The sequence below is a fragment of the Kitasatospora sp. NPDC001660 genome, assembly GCF_053596725.1.
Window position 1 is genome coordinate 1 of record NZ_JBSFGU010000067.1, and the last position, 20,953, is coordinate 20,953.

A 20,953-nucleotide genomic window follows, 5' to 3' on the forward strand; every position below is an offset into this window, starting at 1 on the left:
GAAAGCTACCTCGCCGGCCTTCACCTTCGCGGCGCAATGATCTGGATCAAGGACCTCACCCGAACCCATTGATCACGACCGAATACGCGTCCTAGTAGAGGCAGACCCAGGCCGAGTCCGGTGAGGCCGGAACCATCGCATCGGCGGCTCCTGGGCGCTGCGAAGCGTTCAACGGCCCAAGTTGCGCTGGGCACGGGCGATCGGCGCCGCTCGCCTCCACCTGCTCCGTGTCTCCAGTCCGGCCTGCCGGCAGGCCGGGTCTCCTCGCAGTGTCGCCGGATGCGGAAGGTGTACCCAGCACCACCATCAAGTCGGATAGGAGTGCTACTGCCTCGGGCGCGCGCGAACGACATGCTGATGTTGTGCCCGAGGGGCGGGCACGGAAGGGAGTCAGGTGTCATGGCGAGCGCTCAGCTGACCGGCGTTCATTCGCTCCGTCCGGTCCGCGTGGACGCCGGTTCGGGCTCCGGTGTCCCGCGGATCCTTCCGAAGGCCGCGGCCGCTTCGACGTTCCCCCTGCTGCTTCGCCGGGCGGCCACGGTCCTCACCGTGCTCGGGCTGGCGATGATTCCCTGGCTGGTCTTCCTGCACACCGGGCTGCCGGCCACCGCTCAGGCCTCGCACTGGGCCTGGACGTGGACGGGTCTGGACAGCTGTGAGGCGCTCGGCCTGCTCTCCACCGGACTGCTCCTCAGGCGCGGCGACTGCCGGGCCTGCCTGACCTCCGCCGCGACCTCGGCCCTGCTGCTGGTCGACGCCTGGTTCGACACCATGGCGGCTGCCCCGGGTTCGGACTTCAAGCTGGCGGTGCTGATGGCGGTCTTCGCCGAGTTGCCGCTGGCGGTGGCCTGCGCGGTTCTCGCGACCCGGACCTTCCCTCGGCCGGGCCGCTGAGCGGAAGAGCTCGTGACGTGATCGGCGCTTGCGGTCCGGTCCGTTTCGGGAAGTCCCCGGCCTGCCGCAACGGCGGTCCACGGGCGGTTCGTTCGGCCCGCTCGGGTCGAGTGCCGACAAAATCGGCGCTGGCGCAAGCAGATTGCACACAAACACAACTGATTGACCATCGAAGATGCTTCGATGGCCCAATCGGACATTTAGGGAGGAATTATGAGGCATTCGCGGGCATTGATCGGCGCGGGCGCTGCCGCCGCCGTCGCCACCTGGTGGTTCACCGACTCCGCGCCGTACCCGTACTCTCAGCGCTGGCTGCTCGACCTGCCGCTGCCGTTCCTGACTCTGAAGCGTCTGGACCACGTGCTGCAGGCCCGGGAGGGCGAGAGGATCCTGGAGATAGGCCCCGGAACCGGCCTGCAGTCGTTGCACGTCGCACCGCAGCTGGGCCCGAACGGTCAGCTGGACATCGTGGACATCCAGCAGGAGATGCTCGACCACGTGGGCCGCCGGGCCAAGGAGCAGGGCGTCGACAACATCGTGCCGAACTGCGCCGACGCACATGAACTTCCTTTTGCGGATGGCTCGTTCGATGCGGCTTACGTGGTGACGGCGCTGGGCGAGATCCCGGATCCGGCGCGCACGCTGGCCGAGCTGCGCCGGACGCTGAAGCCGTTCGGGCGGCTGGTGGTCGGCGAGTTCTTCGACCGGCATCAGATCCGGCCGTCCTCGCTGATCAGTCTGGCGGAGGGAGCCGGGCTGCGGGTCGCCCGGCTGTACGGTCCGCCGTTCGCGTACTACGCGGTGTTGCGTCCGATCGACGCCTGAAGCCGCTCGGGCGGTTCCCGCCCGGCCGAACCGTCGACTGGACGGCCGTAGCCGTAGCCGTAGGCATGTCGTCAAAGGGTCAGGCTCACATGAGGAATGAGGCGAGGGTGGCTGCGGCTTGGTAGGAGACGACGCCGGAGTCATCCGCCGGGACTATGTCGTGCGGCGCGGGGTTCCCTTCGCCGGCATCGTCGAGCGCTGGCCCGGATCGAGTACGCGGTCAACGAGCGTCCGGACCGCACGTTCGCTTTCGACGAGTTCGGCCCCTCGGCATCCGCCCCACCGCCGGATCCTGCTCGTCGCGGTGTGCCGGTCAATCGCCCCGGCCAGCTCCGGGAAGTCTTGCAGGCTCTCCCGGTACTGGGCGGGCTGGATCCCCTCGAAGAGGTTCTCCGGCCGGTTGATGGTCATGGGTCTGCCGTCCCTCCTGGAATGCTCCAGTTCGGTGATCGTGCGGGCGACGGTGCCGGCCAGGGCGTCGAGCTGGTCGCGCTCGGCGAGCAGGCGACGATGGTGGCCCCGCAGGGCCTCAACCTCGTCGACCTGCGAGGCCAGGACCCTGCCGATCTCGGGCAGCCCCAGGCCCAGCGCCCGCAATACGAGGATCTGCTGCAGTCGCAGCAGCTCGCCTTCCTCGTAGTAGCGGTGGCCGTTGGTACCGATCCAGGCGGGCGGCAGCAGACCGATCTCGTCGTAGTGCCGCAGTTTCCGAGCCGCCCGACATCCGGGCGACCTCCGCAGTCGGCCAGGCCATCGCCGCCTCCCCTCACGAGTGCTTCACCGGGCCGGTCTTTCCGGCCCTGGTCAGGACAGTAGGAGCTTCCGCGGCGGCGCCTTCGAGCCCCCGCACCCAGGACCCCAGCGCATCGCCGTCGCCGCGGCCGTACCGACGCCGGCCCGATCGGCCGCGCTGGGAACGCCCAGTGCTGTGCTCCGGCGGCAGGCCCAGCTGGCTACGAATCACAGGTTCTCGCACGGCGTCTGACGAACGATCTACTCGCCCCCGTGCGCCCGAGACGCAGCTCGACTCTTGTCTGCGTTCTCCGAACGGGCGTGCGTAGCATTCGTATGCTCTAAGCATGACATTCTTTCGGTCGCGTGGCCGACGCGAAGCCAGTCAGATGACGACAGACCCACTGGCCCACGCCAGGGCCCTGTACCGTGCTGGGCGCTATGCCGAGGCCGAGGCCGAGGCTCGCTCCGTGGCTGCGGCCCGGAAGCAGCCACTGCACGACCTGGTCGCGCCGATGGCGCTGGGCATCGCCGGGCTCGCGGCAAGCGCTCAGGGCCGCCACGCCGAAGCGGTCGCCACATTCGACGCGCAGTTGCCGGTCTTCGGCACGCTCTTCGGCGCCGAACACTGGATGACCCTGAAACTGCGCGCGGACCGCGCCCAGGCGTTGATGATGCTCGGCCAGCACGCCGAATGCGAGGCAGAGTGCGCAGCCATCGCCCGGACCGCAGCCCTCAGCGAAGGGCCGGAAATGCAGGCCATAGTGATGGGCGCCCTCAACGGGCAGATTCAGGCCCTCAACGCGCTGGGCAACTACCCGGCGGCCGAGGCGCTGGCGTGCCGGACCCTCGCCACCCATTGCGAACTGGACCAGTTCACCCTGCTCCTGCGGCTCGCTCTGGCCCTCAGCCTCAATACCCAGGGCCGCCATGAGGAGGCCCTTGCCGAGGCGGAGCGCGCCGACGAGGTGCACCGCAGCCTGCCCCCGGAGCACCGCGGCCCGGAAACCGGGGCGGTCGAGCTGGCCACGGCCACCGCCCTCCTCGGGCTGGGCCGTGGCGCCGAGGCCCGCTCGCTGGCTGCAGCCGCCCACGACGACTGCCTGGCCCTCTTCGGCCCGGACAACATCCGCACCAACCAGGCCCAGGCGTTGCTCGACCGCATCGACGGCGCTTGACCAGGCACGCCGCGCCGGCGGCTCATCCCCGTGCCGGCCGTGGTCCTGCTCGTTTCCGCGGTCAAGCTCACCTGGCACGGCTGAGCCTGCGGAGTCTCGTCGGCTGCTTCTCCGCGATCGTCACGTCCTGGATGGTGACCTTCTTCTTGGGGGCGCCGCCGCTTTGTCCGTTGGCGAACCATGCGTCGGAAGAACCCGGCCCGGGAGCGTCCCTGATACGCGTCACGCGCGGTGGCGCTGTGATGGGTGACGCGCGGACCATCAACGAGGTGAAGGCCGTCCTGGCCCGGCACGGTGGCCCGGAAATCGCCGAGTTCGGCGAGTAGTGGGCGGCAAGAGCCTCTCGTATCTCCGTCGGTCAAAGGGCGGGGGCGGTGAGGTCGAGGTGGCAGGCGCAGTCGAGGACGTCCTCGGGGGCGTCGGCACCGAGAAGCCCCTTCAAGCCCAAGGCCCGCGCGGAAGCTGCCTGATGACGTACCAAACAAAGCAAGGGGGGAAGTAGCAGGATGCTGACGCCCAGCCGGCCTCGGTGCGCACCGCTTTCGTGGGCGGGCGCAGCGCGGTGACCAGCTCCAGTCCGGATACGGCGGTGGAGCTGCGGGGGGGTCAGCACGCGCTTGGCGTAGGTGCCGAGCAGCGAGGCCAGGTCCGGGGCGGCGAGGCCGTCGGGGATCTGCCAGCCGCCGGAGGCGAGGGCGCCCCAGGCGGGGATGCACAGCTGGACGCAGACCCGCTTGCCGTCCTCGGGTGTGCGGTAGACCCTGGCCCGGGGGCCGAGGCCGCGCTGGGGGTCCGCCTGCTGCTGGTCCGCCATGTCGTGGAGTTCCTTCCCGTCTCCGCCGCCGCCCTGGTAGGGCGCTCGGCGATCAACGAGCGGAGCGGGCGGCGGGGCACGTCCCGACGGTTGGCCGGACGTGCACACCGCCAGAAGGTGACCGGGGTGCCGCGGAGGACAAGGTTCGGTCCTTCGAGAAAACTGTGGCCCCACCGCCGAACGACGATGACGCTGCCGGACACCGACGACTCCGGTCGCCGCCTGGTCGTGCTCAACCGGCACGCGATCAGCGCACGCCGCAGTCTGATCGTCACCGGCCCAGCCGGTACCGGCAAGACCCTCGCCGTCACCCAGCCCGGCCTGGCGCACGAACTCCACGACCGCAGCATCCACCCGGACGCCCACGGCCGGATCCCGGTCCTCTACATCACCGTCCCGCCGGCGGCGACCGCCCGCCGAACTGATCGAGCATCAGGGGCCGTGGCGGGACTTCGACGAGGTCGAGCGGGCCGTCTTCCAGTGGGTCGCGCGGTACAACGGTGAACGACTCCACTCCGCCCTCGGCTACCTGCCACCCGACGAATACGAGCAGGCCTACCGGGCGCAACTGGAACCAGCCCCGCAGACCGCTTGATCACACGATCGCGGACTCCACAAAACTCGGGGCAGCTCACCGCGTCGGTCAAACCGCAGCCCTGCGCACACCTCACAGAACACCCCATCCGGGTGATATCGGAGCGTCCCGGTTCATTTCATCGGCTGATACGACATAGATCATTTCTGTGTTCCGGTGTCACTCACTGGAACGACACTCGCGATCCACCCGAAGGAGCCCCGATGCGACTGAGCATCTCTCGCTTAGCCCCCATTCACATGGGACTCACCCTCGTCGCTTTTGGCGTCATTACGCCACCCGCTACCGCACAAGCGGCCGCCTCGGACACGGACGTACTCGGCGTGTCGCAGTCGGCTACGGGGCCCATCAACCCGGTGGTCGGCATTCCCTCCGCCGAGGCAAGAAGAACCGATCGTGCCACCACCCAGGGGCCGATCGTGAACGTGGCCAGCTGCAGCGAGAGCGACCTGCAGGCCGCGATCGGCGCTGTCGCCACGGTGGGCGGCACGGTCAACCTTAGACCGGGTTGCACCTACACCCTCACTGACGCCGCACCGCCGAACGACGACAACGGACTGCCGGTCATCACGAGCACCGTTACGATCAACGGAAGCGGCGACACCATCACCCGAGCGGCAAGCGCGGCCAATTTCCGCTTCTTCCAAGTCAACGGCTCCAATGGGAACCTCACTCTCAACAACTTGATCCTCAGCAACGGTCACGCGTCCAGTAGCCTCGGCAACGGCCGGGGCGGTGCCATCTGGCTCAGCGGCGGCGGGCCCGAACTGATGCTGAACAACACCATCCTCACCGCCAATACCGCCGACACCTTTGGTGGGGCCGTCGACAACGACAATGGCGCGTTGACCGTCAACGGGAGCACGCTCCGCAACAACACCGCGGCGGCCGGCGGGGCCCTGTTCGTCAGCCCGTTCGGAGGTTCCGGCACGACGGCCGTCAGCAGTAGCACGATCGTCGGCAACCACGCAAGAACCCTGGCCGGCGGGATCGCCGCCGCGGTCGGCACGATGGTGACGCTATCCAGCAGCGTAGTCTCCGGCAACGACGTCACCGGTAGCAATCCGCTGGGCGGCGGCATCGCGCAAGCCGGCACCATCACGCTGCAGACAAGCACGGTCACCGGCAACACCGCCACTGGTAGCAATGCGCAGGGCGGCGGCATCTACAACTTGACCGGCACGGTGCGGCTCACCGACAGCCCGGTCCTCGGCAACACCACCAATGGTACGAACTCCCGCGGTGGCGGCATCATCAACACGGCCTCCGGCAACGCGACTCTCACGCGTAGCCCGGTGACCAAGAACCAGGCGCTGGGAACGGGTGCAGACGGTGGCGGCATCTTCAGGGCCAGCGGCACGGTGACACTGAACGTCAGTCCCGTCGTCCTCAACCAGCCCAACAACTGCGGTAGCCCCAGCACCGTACCCGGCTGCTCCTAGGTGTTCTGACCACGGAGGTTGGTGACGGGGTTCACAGCGTGGTGATCTTGAAATGAGTGAGGGCCTTCTGGCTCGGTGTGGATTGCGACATCCACCCGGCGACCAGAAAGGCCCTCATGCCACACCGTAACGCACCGCTGACCGAGACCGGACGCCTGCGCCTGGCCCGCTGCGTGGTCGAGGACGGCTGGCCGCTTCGACGGGCCGCCGAGCGTTTCCAGGTCTCACCGACCACGGGATCCGCAGCAGCGGCGCGGAGACACCCGTGTTTTCGGAGCGTGTGCCGTTCCGGGAGGACATGAGAGCTCCCTTCCGGCCGGGGAGCCGCGTACGTAGGGAGCCTGCCCCGGGCCGGTGGCCTCGTCCAACGGGCTCCGTCACCGAAAGAAGGCCCGGCCCGGCAGCTCACGCGCTCGCGGGCCGGGGCCCGCCGCTTCAGGCGACGGCGGCCAGGTCCGCGCGGCCGAACAGCAGAGCGTAGCCGCGGGGCAGGTGGGCGAGGAGGCGGTCGGTGAGGTGGTCGTCGGTGAGGGGGGTGAGGGCGGCCAGGACGGAGGAAGCGTCCCAGCGGGCGGCGGTGAGACTGGTGCCCAGGGTGTGGGCGAGGGTTTCGACGAAAGCGGGGGCGGTGACCGGTGCCGGGAGGGGGGTCTGGTTGGTGAAGACGGCGCGGGCGCGTTCGGGCAGGGCTGCGGCGAGGTCGCAGCGTTCGTCGCCGGTGAGCTGGGAGCCGAGGACGGCCAGGACGGCGGTGAGGACGCGTTCGGCTTCCTCGTTGGTGGTGTAGCGGCCGAGGTTGCGGACCTGCTGGAGGAGGTGGCGGTAGCGGGTCATGACCGTGGGGCCTTCCAGGGGCTGGCCGCCGGCGGGCCCGCGGCGGCGTGAGGGGTGGTCAGGGTCGTTCGCCTGCGGTCGGGCGGCCGAACAGCAGGTCGTAGCCGGGCGGCAGCTGGAGCAGGACGCGCCCGGTGAGGTCGTCGCCGGCGGCGTCGGCCACCGTGGACAGGACGGCGCCGATGTCCCACAGGGCGGTTGCTTCGGTGGCGCCCTCGATCCAGGCCGCGGTGGCGCGCACGAAGCGTTCCGGGCTGAGCGGCTCGGCAGCCTGCAAGGGGTTGAGCAGGATCAGGGCCATGGTCTCCGGCAGGCGGGCGGCCAGTTCCGCGCGCTCGTCGCCGACCAGGTGGGCGCCGAGCAGGGCCAGGACGACTCGGGCGGCCCGCTCGGCCTGCTGCGGGGTGTCGTACTCACCGCGCTCCCGGACCTCTTCCAGGAACGCCTCCCATCGAAGAGTCACCGTATTTCTCCCTCCGTCCCAAGGGCCGGCGCGACTGGTGCCCGGTCAGGGCTCGACGGCCAGGCGCCGGTGCAGACCGGTGAGCTTAAGCAGCCGGACGACGCAGCGGCTGGCCCGCGCAGGATCAGGCGCCTACCGCTGCGGTCGGCCTGGTTGCGGGCCCGGACGAGGGCGCCCAGGCTCGCGCAGTCCATGAACGTCACCTCCGACAGATCGAGCGCCACCTCCCGGTGCGACTCGAGCGCGGGCGCAGCGCGGGGGCGGTGTCGAGGTCGATCTCGCCGTTCGCCCGCACAATGAAGGGCTGGTTGCTCTGGCCGTTCATGGCGTTTGCGCGTCGCTGCGGGTGGGCCGGTCTGGGCGAGGGCGGCCGGCGGTCGGGGGTGTTCCGGCCGCCCCTTCGATCGAGGGGGGAGAGATCAGGGGCGGCCGGAACGGCATCGGGGAACGGGTCAGGCCTGGATCTGCCTGCGGTCGCCGCTGTGGCTGATCGCGACCTTGCGGGGTTTGGCCTTCTCGGCGACCGGGATCTTCAGGGTCAGCACGCCGGCGTCGTAGTCGGCGGTGATCCCGGCGGGGTCGAGGGTGTCGGAGAGCATGACCTGGCGGGAGAACACTCCGAGCGGGCGCTCGGACAGCTCCCACTTCACGCCCTCGCCTTCCTGGCGCGGGCGGCGCTCGGCCTTGACGGTCACCATGTTCCGCTCGACGTCGATGTCGATCGCCTCCGGGTCCACCCCGGGCAGGTCGAAGCAGATCACGTACTCGTCGCCGGCCCGGTAGGCGTCCAGCGGCATCGGGGCCGGACGCGACCAGGTCCCCGTGTTGCCCAGGAACTGCTGGGTCAGACGGTCCAGCTCGCGGAACGGGTCAGTGCGCAGCAGCATCGCGAAACACCTCCACTGATCGAATGGGTGCCAGTGCGCTTCACCTGACTCCTTTCTAGCGCGTCATCCATCCGATGACAAGTCGTGGTGTCGCCTATAGAGTGACTGTATGAGTGAGAAGCCCCGCAGACCCACCGCTGGCCCTCCCCGGCCGGTCGAGCCCGCCTCGTTCCTGGCGGCCGCGGCGGCGCTGGCCGCCATCGACGACGCCGTCCGCACCGCCCAGAACCCCGCGTCCCAGCCCCCGATCGCCCCTGATGCGCAGGAAGGCCCCGAGCAGGCCCTGGCCGCCCTGGTGCTGCTGCGCGAGCTGCGCAGCGAGCTCGCCGGCTGGGAAGCCGGCCTGGTGGAGAGCGCCCGGGAGGCCGGCGCCACCTGGGCCGACCTCGCCCGCCCCATGGGCGTCGCCAGCCGCCAGGCCGCCGAGAACCGCTACCTGCGCCTCAAGCCCGCCGGCGGCAAGCCACAGGCCGGTACCGGCGCCGAACGCGTCAAGGCCGTCCGCGACCGCCGGGCCGCCGACCGAACGGTCACCGCCTGGGCCCGCGACAACGCCGCCGAGCTGCGGGTCCTCGCCGCCCAGATCACCACGACCGCACTCACGCCCGGAGCCCGCCCCGCCCAGGCCGCCCTGACCGCCGCCCTCGGCGCCACCGACCCCGCCGACCTCATAGAGCCCCTCGCCGCCATCCGCCCCCACCTCGGCACCGGCCAGGGCGACCTCGCCACCCGCCTCGACGCCCTCACCCACCACACCACCCAGCTCCGCGATGACAGCGACCGACGCCGCGCCTGACCCTGTCGCCGCCGCCGAAAGGCGCTGGCAGGACCTCCTGGACCGGATCCACGGCCTCGAAGCACGAGTAGCCGCCACCACGAGCACCGTCGCCACCGCCCTCGACCACCACCTCGCCCGGCTCGACGCCCTGCGCCACCACCTCGCCCACCCCAACTGGCCACTGTCCGCCCCCGATCCGGGCAGCCCCCAGACCACACCGGCGAACAACCGGCCTACCTGACAGGGCCGGGAGCCACCGCAACCACCCGGGCCGTCAGGCCCGGCGCCCGTGTCCCACCGGCACGCCCAGGGCCGGTCAGCGCTGGTGGTCTCCGGCGGCGTACCGGCTCCAGGTGGCCCCGATGTCCGTCGCGGCCTGCGCCCCGCCTGCGCCGGGGAGCCCTCTGCAACCGGCAGCGCTTCAGCGTCGAGCACGAGCGAGCCGTCGGCAGCGCCCTGCGCGACCTACCGCTGTCGGCCGCCCCTCGGCTGCACGCGCTGGCTGGCATCCGCGACGACGCGGAACGGGGCGCCGCCTACTTCGAGCAGAAGCTCTATCGGCTGGTGAAGGAGGCCGGGCTGTCGATCGACTCCTGCACGAGCCGCCCCCTCCCCCGGGGCTGCACCGAACTGGCCTTCCTGCTCGACCAGGGCGGCGCGATTCCGGCCCGCACCCGCCACGACCTGGGTACCTTCACGGTGTCCGGCGGAACCCTCCAGGTCGCGGAGCCAGACCGCCCCGACGCGCCCGTGGTGACGCTGCCGGCGCGGGTCGGGACAGTGCGGATCTGGAACCCGGCCACCGGCGCCCAGGTTGGCGGACCCCTTATCGGCCACTCCGGCGAAGTGCGGGCGATGGCGGCCTTCACCGCAGCCGACGGCAGCCCACACCTGGCCTCCGGCGGCACCGATGGAACAGTGCGGATCTGGAACCCGGCCCCACGAACAGAGCGCACGCTGCCGCTGGCTGACCCGGTTCACGTACTGGCCGGAACGACAGGCGATGGCCTCACTGCCGCCCCCATGGGAGGGCAGCAGTGGCCCCGGCTCGACGAGCGACGGCCCAGCCGAGGTGCAGCACGTGCACATCGCGACCGAGGGCCCTGGAACGACAGGTGAGGCGCGGCCCCTCCAGAACGGCACCCCGTTGTCGCCCGTCGCCACCGGCGCCGGTGAGCCCGCGACCGTGATCGTCGCCGTCAGCGGCCACCCTCATCCTCCAGACCCGGAGGACGGCGGGCTCCGGAACGGTGAGGACGACGGCCACCAAGGTTTGCTGACGGTCGAAAATATTTTTCGACGGACCTGCAACCTCTGTGGAGCCCACACGTCTATGGAAGTGAGAGGCAGGGGGGACCCAAACGCCGCTCACTCCACACCAGATACGTATGAACCCCCGGGGGGAACCATGAACATCCGCTCCGCAGCCACCGTCCTCGCCCTCGGCCTGGGCGCAGGCCTGCTGGCCGCCGCGCCGGCCTCGGCCGAGGGGACGAAGTTCCCGGTGCTGTCGGCCGACACCGCAGTGCAGTTCCAGGCCGCCTTCAACGGCAAGTGCCTGCAGCCCGTGGACGGCCGGACGGACGACGGCGCGCCCGTCGTCCAGACGACCTGCACGGGCGACGCCAGCCAGCAGTGGCAGGTCAGCGACGGTTTCGCCGTCAACGTGAACAGCGGCAAGTGCCTTGAGGTGCCGGGCTGGAGCACCGCCGTGCGGACGGTGATCGACCAGTGGACCTGCAACGGTGGCGACAACCAGCGCTGGGGCAAGGTCAACGTCAGCGGCAGCACCATGGCCGTGGTCAATTTCAACAGCGGCCTGTTCCTCGACGTCACGGGCGCGGCCGTAACCGACAACACGCGGATCATCCAGTGGTACGCGGTCAACAACCCGAACCAGCGCTTCATCCTCAACCCCGTCGGCTGAGAAACCTGGTTGGGAGATACCTTGGGGCGGCGCCGCGACCTTCGCGGGGCCGCCCCAAGGGCAGTGTGGGTTCAGGGCATGGTCGGAAAGTCGCCCGCCTGGATGCCCATGAGGACCGCCCCCGCCTCCCTCGGATCACAGCGCTTGACCGAAGGTTCCTCCGTGGACACTCACCAGGAATTTCCGGGAAGTGTTCTTATCGGCAAATTCACCCAGGCCACTGGCCAGATGAACCCCTTTAAATTCACGACTGCCGGGTGCAGCGAAAAGGCAATGGCGGTCAGAATAGAAGGAGTGGGTAGCGCTGCCGAGAGGTTGTCTCACGTGGCGAGTTTCACGAGCTTCTTGCAGCAGGTCAGGGCGGCGGCCGTGGCCACGCCTCGGCTCCGCCAGTCTTGCGGACCACGTAGGGATCTTGAGACCACGAGCAGCCCATGGCAGGCTCATGGCGCATGATCGATGATTTCGCGAAAGACAACCTGCACGGGAGACTGCGGCGGGACCGCAAGGCGCTGCTCTGGAAACTCGACGGCTTGTCCGAATACGACGCCCGCCGATTCAAAAGAGTATCTAGTCTCTGAGCTATTGACCCGAAACGGTAAGGTTCCGCGCTCGTTGATCCGGGCGTGACGGATCCGGTGGGGGACGCACGGCGCCTGTCGCCGAAGGCTCAGGAAGCTCTGCGGATGCGGGCGGTTGCGGCGCTTCGCGCGGGCCGGGACCGGAACGAGGTGGCCGAACTCCTGGGCGTCACGGCGGAGTCGGTGACTCTCGTCGCCCTTCGACCTGTTGCTGGCCGCGGACAGGCGGTCAGTGCGGCGGGAACGGGGCGTGCGGAGTCGTGCAGTGCGCCCCGTGCGGTACAAGTTCCGTGGCTGGAGCGACTGTTGGGTGTGGTGGTGTTTCGAACGTTGGTCCATACAGGTTATTCGATCGGGGGGGTATGGCCTTGGCCGGCCGGTGTAGTTGTAATGGCAGTGACCGACTGTGGGGTGCCCATTCCCCTGTCGGGGCGTCGGGGTGGTGATCGCTTGACGGGTCACCGTCCCCATGCACGGGCACCCTGACAGGTGGAATTCGTCGGCCGTACCATCCGGCGCGGCCGTGTTCGGACAGCCCCACTCCCGACTCACTCAAGGGGCTGCTCACATGGCAGTAACCATCGTTCCCACCCCCGTGGCGGCGTGTTCCGCCTTCACCGCCACGGCCACCGGCGCGCCCGCGGGGGCCGTCACCGCTGTCTTCTTCTATGACGGCGCCGCCCCGCAGTCGCTGCCGGTGGTCGCCGGCGCCGCCGGACCGGCGACGTTCACGGCTGTCGGCTCCGGCGCACAGCTGGTCCTGGTGACCTACCTGAATGCCGTCGCCACGGTGGTCGGGGCCGACAGCGGCACGGTCACCGTCAACGCGGCGCCGGCCGGGACCATCTCCACGACGCTGTCGATCGCCGTCGGCGGCCTCGTGACCGCCCAGACCACCCTGACCTGCAGCGCCGGCCTGACTTCCGTCAACGGCACCCTGACCTACACCCTGCCGGGCGGGGGCACGGTCACCGCCCCGGTGGTCAACGGCGTGGTCGGTCCGGTCAGTCTGGGACTCTCGCTGACGGCCGGTCAGGTGGTGGGGGTCAGCTTCACCCCCGCCGCCGGCACCTGTGCGGCCTGCACCTTCGCGCCGATCACCGTCACCGTGCCGGCGCCGCCGACCTGTTCGGTGGTCGTCATCCAGCCGGTGGTCGGCCCGATAGTCGCCGGCCAGCCCACCGTCGTGTCCGCGGTGGTGCTGTGCAACGGCGTGCCCGTTCCGGGTGCGGCGGTCACCTTCAACGGCGGCGGGGCCACCCCGGTGACCGCCACCACCAACGCACTCGGCATCGCCACCGGGTCGATGACCTTCCCCACCGCCGGACCGGTGTCGCTGACCGCCACCGTCACCGCGGCCGGCACCACCTGCACCTGCACCAACGTCGTCTCGCTCCCCGTCCCGATCACCGTCACCGTAGGCGGCCCCGCCGCGAGCCTGCAGGCTCTGCCGTCCTGCTGGTGGGGCCACTGGGAGCACGAACAGGCGAACCCCTCGCACGGGCAGCCGTACCCCGTCACCGCCACACTGAAGGCCCAGCTCACTCCCGCGGCCGCCGGCGTGACGGTGACCTTCCTCATCGCCGGACAGCCGGTGGGCTCGGCGATGACGGACGCGTCCGGGATCGCGACCCTCACCACCGACCTGAACCTGCTTCAGGTCCAATCCGGCACCTTCACCGCGACCGCCACCGTCGGCAGCACGACGCTGCAGTCGACCGCCACTCTGCTGCCCTGCCGGCCGCAGTAGTGACCGGACCGGTCCTGTCGGGCCCGGGACGTGGATCGCGGACCGGTACTGGTGGCCGAGCCAGGTGAGGCCTGACCTCATCGCCCGCAGATGAGCGGCCGACCTCGAAGGTCCGTCCCCCCGCCCTCGCACGGCGGGGGGACGGACGCGCTGGGGGCGTAGCGGCGAAGCCACCGCACCCGCCGCGCCGCCCGCAACCGTACTGCCGCGTCCCTGGTCAGTGGAGTTGTCCCGATGAGCTTGACCATGTTCCTTCTCGCGCTCGGCGCCACCTGCCGCGTCACCCGTTTCCTGACCAAGGACACCCTCGCGGGCGGTCTCAGGATCTGGGTCGCCGATCGCTTCGGCGAGGAGTCCAAGGCCGCCTATCTGATCACCTGTAGCTGGTGTTCGAGCGTCTGGGTGGCCGCCGTCGCGGTCGGCTGTGCCGCGTGCCTGGAGGGCAGCCCGTGGTTCCGGATACCGGCGACCGCGCTCAGCGTCTCGTACCTGGCGGGTGTGGCCTCACGATGGCTGGACTGACCAACTCCCCCTCTCCAGAAGACCCGAACCCCAGCACCCGGAAAGACATCTCACGTGCCTAACAAGTCAAGCCGCGACGGCCAGATCAGCTGATGAGGAGGTGAAGGCGTGATGTTCGTCGAAGAGCTGCCTGGTCTGCAGGCAGTGGCAGAGCCGGCCGATCATGCGGTTGAGCAGGTGCCGCTGGGCCTGGGCGTGCCGGTCGCCGTGCTCACGCCTTCGCCGGTAGTGGGCGTCGGCGCCGGGCGAGGCCCTGAGCGCGGAGAAGGCCCAGAGGAACCCCGCCGTGATGAGCCGGTTGTTCTTGATGAACCGCCGTCCGACGTGGCGCTTCTTGCCGGAGGCGCGGGTGACCGGTGCGGAGCCGGCGCAGGCCTTCAGCGCGCGGGCGTCGGCGAAGCGGGTGCGGTCGTCTCCGATCTCGGCGAGTACCCGGGCACCGAGCTGGACCCCGAGTCCGGGGAAGCTCAGGAGGATCTCGGCGTCCGGAACCCCACCCCGGATGGAACAGCCGCCCTCGCCCAGGCCTGGAAACCCTGACGAGAGCCGGTCCCACCCGGTAGCAAGCCCACCGGCCCAACCGGGCCCAGTGGAATCACTACTCACGAATTAGGACACTGAACTCATGGCCTGCAACTGCGGCGGAGGATCACCGCAAACCGTCGTTTACCAGCTGAGCCTGCCCGACGGCACCGTTCGCCAGTACGTCACCTACCAGGAAGCCCTGGCCGCACAGCGCCGAGAAGGCGGCGCCGGAACGATCACCGTCGTCACCCGGTGACACGGGCGCCCGGCATCGGGGCGCACCGAGGGCGGTCGGCGCTTCGACCGGCCGCCTTCCCCTTTCCGCTTTCCGCTCGTCGTGGATCCAGAACCCCTCCACCGGCCAGCCGTTGTCCCGGTCCGGCCGCATGGGCACCACGCCCATGCTGACGTTGGGCAGCCGTCCGACGGTGAGCAGGTGGCGCAGCCGCCCCAGCATCACCGGGCGGCCACCGAGGCCGTTGCGCAGGACGCTCTCCTCGATGAGCGGGGCGAAGCAGTGCCGGCCTTCGTGGAGGATGTGCTGGCGCTTCATCCGTTCGTCGACGGCGGCTTCGACGTCGTCGGCCAGGCCGCGGCGGTCGCGGATCGCGGTGAGGATCGCGGTGGTGTAAGCGCGGGTCTGGAGGATGCCGGGCAGCACCCACGGGGCGTAGGAGCGGAAGGATCTGGTGCGCTCGTACAGAGGCCTGACGGACTGCTGGGCCTGGCGCAGGCCGGAGCGTTCCGTGCGGCACCACTCCAGGAACATGGCGTCGGCCTGGCGGCTGCGGGCGATGAGGTCGGCGGCCTGGTCGTCAGCGCCGCACGACGCGCACCAGGCGCGGGTGTCGGCGTCGGACGGCGGCGTCTTGGCGTAGATGATGCGCGAGGTCTTGGTACCGGTCCGAATGACGACCGACTCCACCAAAAACGGTGTCGGCCTGCAGTCGGAGCCCATGACCGGGCTCCTGGAGCTCAGTGGAAACCCAGCGCGTGCCTCGTTGCCCTGGACCACGAAGCCGACGCCGGTGACACCGCTGACCGCTTCACTCGGGGCGTCGTCACGAGCGTGGAGGAAGCCCTCGGCGCGGCAGCCAGGCCTGTCGCGGGGGCGGCCTGGCGGGGCGCAGCGACCGGAGCGACCGAGGCACCCGGTCCGGGCGGGGTCTGCTCGACCGGCTGCACGACGGCCGGGACGGCTGTCTGCGGGGCGGGGCCGGGACCGGTCCGGCCGAGCCCGCTCCGGGTCAAGTCGCACCATGCGCATGCAGGTACCATCACCGCCGCATCGGGCGCCGGGCGAGGGACAGCGCCTTGCTCGACGTCGCCTGCGGGCGCGGCAGGCACTGGAGCTGGCCAGCGGTGGCGATGGCAGGATGACGGGATGGTGATGAATCAGCCGTGGGCGGGGTTTCACGGTGACCTGCTGGCGGCGAAGGAATTGGTGTACGACCCGAGCGGTTTCGCTTGTTCACTGCCAGTGGTCGAACCGGAGAGTGCCGAGTACGCGGCTTGCGGGTTCACGATCGATGGCCGCTCGGTCCGGTTCCGCGTGGCCAAAACCACCCCGGCGAAGGTGGGCCAGTTCGTCACCGTGTGGCAGCGGTCCGAGGAGGGGCCGATCCGGCCCTTCGACGCCGCCGACGGGGTGGATCTCTTCGTCGTCAGCAGCCGCGACGAGAACGGCTTCGGGCAGTTCGTGTTTCCGCGTGAGGTGCTGTGCGGGCGCGACATCGTCTCCCGCAACGGCTCCGGCGGGAAACGAGGGTTCCGCGTCTACCCGCCGTGGGTGGCCACGACCAACCGGCAAGCCCGCAGCACGCAGGCATGGCAGATGAACTACTTCTTCCACATCGGCCAGGACGGGCCTACCGACGTGACACGCGCCCACGCTCTCTACCACCCATAGGTGCCCCCTTCAGTCCCAACGTCGGGCAGCAACCTCACACCGCCGAACAACCCGACCCGACCCGCCGCACCCGTACACAAAACCTCTCAACCAACCCGCAACACCCGTGGCGAGGGAGTCCAGATCAGGCGTCACAACCGATCTTTGGACTCCCTCGCTTCATGTCATGCGCGCCAGCGAGCCCTTGGCATCAATCATCTGGGCGCGCGGCGGCGCCCGCGGATAGCCCGTCGGGCGCCCCCGGTGCGCCCGTTCACACCAACGGCCGGACGGCGCACACACGTTCGGCATGCGCTCCCGTGTTCACCCAGCCGCCGGGAGGCGGCCGTTTTCGCCGATCGCGGCCAGGGAAGCTGCCGATCACCAACCCCCACACTCAAGGTGACGCCCGTGCCCACCCAGTACACTTCGGCCACCGCCCCCGGCGCCCTGCCCCTGCTCGGCCACGCCCCCGCCTTCGTCCGGCGCCCGTACGAGTTCGTGGCAGGCCTGCCCGCCCACGGCGACCTCGTCCGGCTCCGGCTCGGCCCGCTGGACGCCTACGTCGCCTGCCACCCCGACCTGGTCCGCCGGCTGCTCACCGAGCACCGTGTCTACGACAAGGGCGGGCTGATCTTCGACAAGGCCCGCGAGGTGTTCGGCGACGGCCTCGTCACCTGCCCCGCCTCCGACCACCGGCGCCAACGTCGCCTGCTCCAGCCCGCTTTCCACCGCGAACGGCTGCCCGGCTACGCCGCCATAATGGCCGAGGAGATCGTCGGCGCCATCGCGCCCTGGCGGGACGGCCAGGTGATCGACGTCCCCGCCGCGATGCACCGGCTCACCATCGCCGCCACTGCCCGCTGCCTCTTCGCCGCCCACGAACAGGCCGGCTCGCTGCCCGTCCACGACAGCATGAACATCGTCATCAAGGGCGTCGCCCGGCGGGTCATGATGCCGCTGCCCGGCCTCAACCGGATCCCCACTCCCGGCAACCGCCGCTACCAGCGCGCCCGCGACGACCTCGCCGAGATCACCAGACGCCTCATCGCCGACTACCGCGCCGCCGACACCGACCATCACGACCTGCTCTCCATACTTCTCGCCGCCCGCGACGACGACGGACGGGGCCTGTCCGACGAGGAGATCCACGACCAGATGGTCACCTTCCTGCTCGCCGGGATGGAGACCACCGCCGCCACCCTCTCCTGGACCTGGCCCCTGCTCGCCGCCCACCCGTCCGTCCGCGAGCGGCTGCACGCCGAGCTCGACACCGTCCTCGACGGCCGCCCCGCCCGGCACGAGGACCTGCCCGCCCTGCCGCTGACCACCCGCATCGTCACCGAGACCCTGCGGCTCTACCCGCCGGCCTGGATCCTCAGCCGGGTCGTCGCCGACGGTGACGCGGACCTTGGCGGCCACCGCATCCCGGTCGGCGCCACCATCCTGTACAGCCCGTACCTGCTGCACCGCCGGGCCGACCTGTTCCCCGCCCCCGACCGCTTCGACCCGGACCGCTGGCTCGCCAACTCCCGCCCCGCACCCGGCACCTACGCCCCCTTCGGGGCCGGTGCCCGCCGCTGCATAGGCGACGCCTTCGGCACCACCGAGGCCGCCCTCGCCATCGCCACCATCGCCACCCGCTGGTCGGTCACCCCGACTCCCGGCCGCCCGATCCGCCCGGCCCGCAGCTCCTCGATGAGTCCGCGACCGTTCACGGCCACCCTGACCCGCCGGGTGCGGTGACCGGGCGTCAGCAACCGAAGTACGTGCTAGCCAGCGGAGCGCCACATTGACGGCGGCGTCCGTGCGGGGCGGACGCCAGGCGGTTCACTGCCGGCTCGCTGCACGGGCAACAGCCCCCGGCCGCCTGGGCTCGCATGGCGCTGTGGTGCACGGGCTGCGGGCAGCCGTACGTCGCCGAGCCGGACGGCCGGTTCTATCCGCTGCCCGTCATCAACACAGGCCGCGGCGCTCCTACCGGAGGGCGGGCGGCCTGTCCCGCGAATTCCGGCCGCCCCGCCCCCGGGCCCGGCCGGCTACCGGTCGACGTCCGCGGACGGGCGGGCCGAGAGGATCCGGCGCAGCGCGTCGAGCAACTGCGCGTCGTCGGCGGTCGGTTGTGGCGCCTGCCAGGCGATGTGGCCGTCGGGGCGGACCAGGACCGCTCCGGTGGGCGGGAGGCCGAACAGGTCCGACCAGTCCTCGCCGGTCGGCGACCGCAGGACGACGGGCAGGCCGGCCGCCTCGGCAATTTCCACCTGCCGCTGCCAGGCGGGGTCCGTGGGGTCCGCGCCGGTGGTGAGCAGGGTGAAGCCGGGGCCGAGCAGGTCGAGCGTGGACGGGACCCCGGAAGTCCCGGCCGGCCGCAGGTGCGGGACCCGGCAGCCGGGCCCGCCGCCGGGGTGCTCGCCCTCGGGATCCAGGGCCGGCCGCGGCAGGGTGTCGGTGCCGGGGTCGGGGTCGGCGAGGACGGCGGTGGAGCGGTAGGCGGCGGTGAGCAGCAGCTCGTCGTCGATCCGGTAGCTCGTCCGGGCGCGGGAGTTCGCGAGGGACAGGTCGATGACCTGCCGGGCCACCGGGCGGCGTTCGGCCTCGTAGGTGTCCAGCAGCGCCTCGCCGGCCGTCCCCGCGACGACCGCGGCGAGCTTCCAGGCCAGGTTGTCCGCGTCGCCGATGCCGGTGTTCATGCCGTGCCCGCCGGTCGGGGGCACCACGTGGGCCGCGTCGCCCGCGATCAGCACCCGGGACCTGCGGTAGGACGCGGCGAGCCGGGCGTCCATGCGCCAGGTCGTGGTGTCCCGGACGGTGACCTCCAGGCCCGGCAGGCCGGTGGCGTCCCGGACCAGCCCGACCAGCCGCGGGTGGTCGGCGGCGAGGGCCGCGATGTCGTCGCGCCCGGGGTCGTAGGGGTGCTGGTAGATCCAGTGCCGGTCGTTGTCCACGGCCAGGAAACCGCCGCGGCCCGGCTCGGTGAGGAAGTACGACGCGCTCGCGCGATCGGCCACGACCGGGCCGAGCGGCGCCTCGAAGCGGATGCTCAGGAAGTGGCCCAGGCCCGTCGGCCCCTCCATCGCGATCCCGGCCCCGGCGCGGACGGTGCTCGCCGCGCCGTCGCAGCCGACCAGCCAGTCGGCGCGGACGGTGTGCCGCTCACCGGCAGTCCGGTCCTCCAGTACGGCAAGCACTGCCCCGGCGTCCTCGGTGAAGGAGACCAGCCGGGTCGCGAACCGGACGCCGTCCGGGGCGAGTTCGCGGGCGCGGCGCAGCAGGACGGCCTCCAGGGCGTCCTGGGAACAGATCAGCCCCGGCGACGGGGTGCGCTCGGCGCCGCCCGCCGGGCCGCCCGCCACCCCGGTGCGGACGAAGTCCGGGTCGACGAGGTTCCGGCCGCGGTAGAAGAACACCTGCGAGGCCGGGAGCCCCGCCCGCCGGATCGCCGGTTCCAGGCCGCACCGCCGGAAGATCTCCATCGAACGCGCGGACACGCCACGGGCCTTGGGATGCCGCGAGGTGTCCGGATGCGCCTCGACGAGCAGGTGCCGCACCCCGTGCCCGGACAGCAGGAGCGACAGCGTCAGACCGACCGGACCGCCGCCGACCACCAGCACCGGCACGGACGTCGTCTCCGGGGATCGCATGGCACCACTCCTCCGCCTCGACTGTAACGCCTAATCAGGTGATTTGAAGTTACCATGACGGGGATGAACGCGAACGAGCAGGACGACCCCGCCCCCATGACCCGGGACCTCGACAGCGGCAACCCCCGCGGCCTCCACTTCCTCACCGACCTCGCGAACACCGTCCGCGACGAACCCGGGACGGGCGCCGCCGACCTCCGGGCACTCCTCGAACGCCACGGCGGCCCGCCCTTCGACCTCACCGACGCCGACGCTCGGGAACTCCGGGACGCCACCGCCCACGTGATCGCCATCCTTGCGATGCGCGACCCGGACCAGGCCGCCGAAGCGATCAACACCCTGCTCGACCGCTTCCCGGCCCGCCCCCGCCTCGTCCGACTCCCCGGCCGCCCCTGGTCCATGCACACCCAGGCACCCCCCGACGCCGGCCTCACCCACTGGCTGCTCTCCACCGCCGCCCTGGCCCTCGGCCTGTGGCTCAGCGACCGCGGCCACTGCGCCTGGGGCGAATGCGCCGCGACTGGCTGTGGCCGCTTCTTCATCGACACCGGCCGCCGCACCCCGCAGCGGTACTGCACCCCACGCTGCGCCACCCGCGTCCGCGTCGCCGCCCACCGGGCCCACCGCGCCGCGGGGGAAGGGCGGGACCAGGAGCTGCCCGGGCGATCATGAGCGGA

The 20,953-nt window shown here is 70.8% G+C and carries 22 protein-coding genes and 7 pseudogenes; 20 read left to right on the top strand and 9 right to left on the bottom strand.

What is annotated here, in order from left to right:
- Window positions 1-399: 399 nt before the first annotated feature.
- The 3 genes and pseudogenes from ACWCXH_RS36540 to ACWCXH_RS36550 form a co-directional block, all read left to right on the top strand.
- Window positions 400-894 (top strand): hypothetical protein, encoded by a 495-nt coding sequence (locus ACWCXH_RS36540; RefSeq protein WP_449805821.1) that lies wholly within the window; start codon window positions 400-402, stop codon window positions 892-894.
- Between the two features lie 213 nt (window positions 895-1,107).
- Window positions 1,108-1,719 (top strand): class I SAM-dependent methyltransferase, encoded by a 612-nt coding sequence (locus tag ACWCXH_RS36545; RefSeq protein ID WP_449805822.1) that lies wholly within the window; start codon window positions 1,108-1,110, stop codon window positions 1,717-1,719.
- Window positions 1,720-1,917: 198 nt separating this feature from the next.
- Window positions 1,918-2,015 (top strand): annotated as a pseudogene (locus tag ACWCXH_RS36550) (transposase); the annotation flags it as partial.
- Window positions 2,016-2,019: 4 nt separating this feature from the next.
- Here ACWCXH_RS36550 and ACWCXH_RS36555 read toward each other — a convergent pair.
- Window positions 2,020-2,473: pseudogene (locus ACWCXH_RS36555) on the bottom strand (MerR family transcriptional regulator); the annotation flags it as partial.
- Window positions 2,474-2,798: 325 nt separating this feature from the next.
- Here ACWCXH_RS36555 and ACWCXH_RS36560 point away from each other — a divergent pair.
- On the top strand, window positions 2,799-3,629 hold the full coding sequence (locus tag ACWCXH_RS36560; protein WP_449805823.1) for a tetratricopeptide repeat protein: 831 nt from the start codon (window positions 2,799-2,801) through the stop codon (window positions 3,627-3,629).
- Between the two features lie 131 nt (window positions 3,630-3,760).
- Window positions 3,761-3,955, top strand: coding sequence for a hypothetical protein (locus ACWCXH_RS36565; protein ID WP_449805824.1), 195 nt, complete (start codon window positions 3,761-3,763; stop codon window positions 3,953-3,955).
- A gap of 32 nt (window positions 3,956-3,987) precedes the next feature.
- Here ACWCXH_RS36565 and ACWCXH_RS36570 read toward each other — a convergent pair whose 3' ends face one another.
- Entirely contained in the window at window positions 3,988-4,443 is a 456-nt protein-coding gene (locus tag ACWCXH_RS36570) for a hypothetical protein (RefSeq protein ID WP_449805825.1), read from the bottom strand.
- A gap of 186 nt (window positions 4,444-4,629) precedes the next feature.
- On the opposite strand from ACWCXH_RS36570, the gene ACWCXH_RS36575 reads away from it, so the two are divergent.
- The 4 genes and pseudogenes from ACWCXH_RS36575 to ACWCXH_RS36590 all read left to right on the top strand — a co-directional run.
- Complete coding sequence (locus tag ACWCXH_RS36575) at window positions 4,630-4,947, top strand: hypothetical protein (protein ID WP_449805826.1); 318 nt, start codon at window positions 4,630-4,632, stop codon at window positions 4,945-4,947.
- A complete protein-coding gene (locus tag ACWCXH_RS36580) occupies window positions 4,868-5,038 on the top strand; it encodes an integrase core domain-containing protein (protein ID WP_449805847.1) in 171 nt (56 codons plus the stop codon). Before ACWCXH_RS36575 ends, ACWCXH_RS36580 begins: the two co-directional genes overlap by 80 nt.
- A 203-nt stretch (window positions 5,039-5,241) precedes the next feature.
- Entirely contained in the window at window positions 5,242-6,480 is a 1,239-nt protein-coding gene (locus ACWCXH_RS36585; RefSeq protein ID WP_449805827.1) for a hypothetical protein, read from the top strand.
- Between the two features lie 116 nt (window positions 6,481-6,596).
- Window positions 6,597-6,737 (top strand): annotated as a pseudogene (locus tag ACWCXH_RS36590) (IS481 family transposase); the annotation flags it as partial.
- A gap of 178 nt (window positions 6,738-6,915) precedes the next feature.
- Here the strand turns inward: ACWCXH_RS36590 and ACWCXH_RS36595 are convergent.
- The 4 genes and pseudogenes from ACWCXH_RS36595 to ACWCXH_RS36610 form a co-directional block, all read right to left on the bottom strand.
- The gene (locus ACWCXH_RS36595; protein WP_449805828.1) at window positions 6,916-7,314 is read right to left on the bottom strand and encodes a DUF2267 domain-containing protein; all 399 of its coding nucleotides are present in this window, start codon (window positions 7,312-7,314) and stop codon (window positions 6,916-6,918) included.
- A gap of 58 nt (window positions 7,315-7,372) precedes the next feature.
- Entirely contained in the window at window positions 7,373-7,777 is a 405-nt protein-coding gene (locus ACWCXH_RS36600; RefSeq protein WP_449805829.1) for a DUF2267 domain-containing protein, read from the bottom strand.
- Window positions 7,774-8,046 (bottom strand): annotated as a pseudogene (locus ACWCXH_RS36605) (STAS domain-containing protein); the annotation flags it as partial. The pseudogene ACWCXH_RS36605 and the gene ACWCXH_RS36600, both read right to left, overlap by 4 nt.
- Window positions 8,047-8,229: 183 nt before the next feature.
- Window positions 8,230-8,664 carry an Hsp20/alpha crystallin family protein gene (locus tag ACWCXH_RS36610; RefSeq protein ID WP_449805830.1) on the bottom strand — a complete coding sequence of 145 codons (435 nt, stop codon included), beginning with the start codon at window positions 8,662-8,664 and terminating at the stop codon, window positions 8,230-8,232.
- A 109-nt stretch (window positions 8,665-8,773) separates the two neighbouring features.
- Here ACWCXH_RS36610 and ACWCXH_RS36615 point away from each other — a divergent pair, with 109 nt between their 5' ends.
- The 7 genes and pseudogenes from ACWCXH_RS36615 to ACWCXH_RS36645 all read left to right on the top strand — a co-directional run bounded on the left by ACWCXH_RS36615 (window position 8,774) and on the right by ACWCXH_RS36645 (window position 14,222).
- Entirely contained in the window at window positions 8,774-9,460 is a 687-nt protein-coding gene (locus ACWCXH_RS36615; RefSeq protein WP_449805831.1) for a hypothetical protein, read from the top strand.
- Entirely contained in the window at window positions 9,435-9,683 is a 249-nt protein-coding gene (locus ACWCXH_RS36620) for a hypothetical protein (RefSeq protein WP_449805832.1), read from the top strand. The genes ACWCXH_RS36615 and ACWCXH_RS36620 overlap by 26 nt, the downstream gene beginning before the upstream one ends.
- Before the next feature lie 323 nt (window positions 9,684-10,006).
- On the top strand, window positions 10,007-10,561 hold the full coding sequence (locus tag ACWCXH_RS36625; RefSeq protein ID WP_449805833.1) for a WD40 repeat domain-containing protein: 555 nt from the start codon (window positions 10,007-10,009) through the stop codon (window positions 10,559-10,561).
- 289 nt (window positions 10,562-10,850) lie between these two features.
- Entirely contained in the window at window positions 10,851-11,369 is a 519-nt protein-coding gene (locus tag ACWCXH_RS36630; RefSeq protein ID WP_449805834.1) for an RICIN domain-containing protein, read from the top strand.
- 452 nt (window positions 11,370-11,821) lie between these two features.
- A pseudogene (locus ACWCXH_RS36635) lies at window positions 11,822-11,926 on the top strand (type I restriction endonuclease subunit M); the annotation flags it as partial.
- Window positions 11,927-12,518: 592 nt separating this feature from the next.
- Window positions 12,519-13,700 (top strand): hypothetical protein, encoded by a 1,182-nt coding sequence (locus ACWCXH_RS36640; RefSeq protein ID WP_449805835.1) that lies wholly within the window; start codon window positions 12,519-12,521, stop codon window positions 13,698-13,700.
- Between the two features lie 234 nt (window positions 13,701-13,934).
- The gene (locus ACWCXH_RS36645; protein WP_449805836.1) at window positions 13,935-14,222 is read left to right on the top strand and encodes a hypothetical protein; all 288 of its coding nucleotides are present in this window, start codon (window positions 13,935-13,937) and stop codon (window positions 14,220-14,222) included.
- Window positions 14,223-14,288: 66 nt separating this feature from the next.
- On the opposite strand, the pseudogene ACWCXH_RS36650 reads toward ACWCXH_RS36645, so the two are convergent.
- Window positions 14,289-14,708: pseudogene (locus ACWCXH_RS36650) on the bottom strand (IS110 family transposase); the annotation flags it as partial.
- Window positions 14,709-14,847: 139 nt separating this feature from the next.
- Between ACWCXH_RS36650 and ACWCXH_RS36655 the strand changes: the two are divergent.
- A complete protein-coding gene (locus tag ACWCXH_RS36655) occupies window positions 14,848-15,003 on the top strand; it encodes a DUF7196 family protein (protein ID WP_387630498.1) in 156 nt (51 codons plus the stop codon).
- 96 nt (window positions 15,004-15,099) lie between these two features.
- Here the strand turns inward: ACWCXH_RS36655 and ACWCXH_RS36660 are convergent.
- Window positions 15,100-16,014: pseudogene (locus ACWCXH_RS36660) on the bottom strand (Scr1 family TA system antitoxin-like transcriptional regulator); the annotation flags it as partial.
- 117 nt (window positions 16,015-16,131) lie between these two features.
- On the opposite strand from ACWCXH_RS36660, the gene ACWCXH_RS36665 reads away from it, so the two are divergent.
- Both ACWCXH_RS36665 and ACWCXH_RS36670 read left to right on the top strand, forming a co-directional pair.
- A complete protein-coding gene (locus tag ACWCXH_RS36665) occupies window positions 16,132-16,656 on the top strand; it encodes a MepB family protein (protein ID WP_449805837.1) in 525 nt (174 codons plus the stop codon).
- Between the two features lie 390 nt (window positions 16,657-17,046).
- Window positions 17,047-18,381 carry a cytochrome P450 gene (locus ACWCXH_RS36670; RefSeq protein ID WP_449805838.1) on the top strand — a complete coding sequence of 445 codons (1,335 nt, stop codon included), beginning with the start codon at window positions 17,047-17,049 and terminating at the stop codon, window positions 18,379-18,381.
- Between the two features lie 293 nt (window positions 18,382-18,674).
- On the opposite strand, the gene ACWCXH_RS36675 is transcribed toward ACWCXH_RS36670, so the two are convergent.
- Window positions 18,675-20,276, bottom strand: coding sequence for an FAD-dependent monooxygenase (locus ACWCXH_RS36675; RefSeq protein WP_449805839.1), 1,602 nt, complete (start codon window positions 20,274-20,276; stop codon window positions 18,675-18,677).
- A gap of 63 nt (window positions 20,277-20,339) precedes the next feature.
- Here ACWCXH_RS36675 and ACWCXH_RS36680 point away from each other — a divergent pair, with 63 nt between their 5' ends.
- On the top strand, window positions 20,340-20,948 hold the full coding sequence (locus ACWCXH_RS36680) for a CGNR zinc finger domain-containing protein (protein WP_449805840.1): 609 nt from the start codon (window positions 20,340-20,342) through the stop codon (window positions 20,946-20,948).
- Window positions 20,949-20,953: the final 5 nt, after the last annotated feature.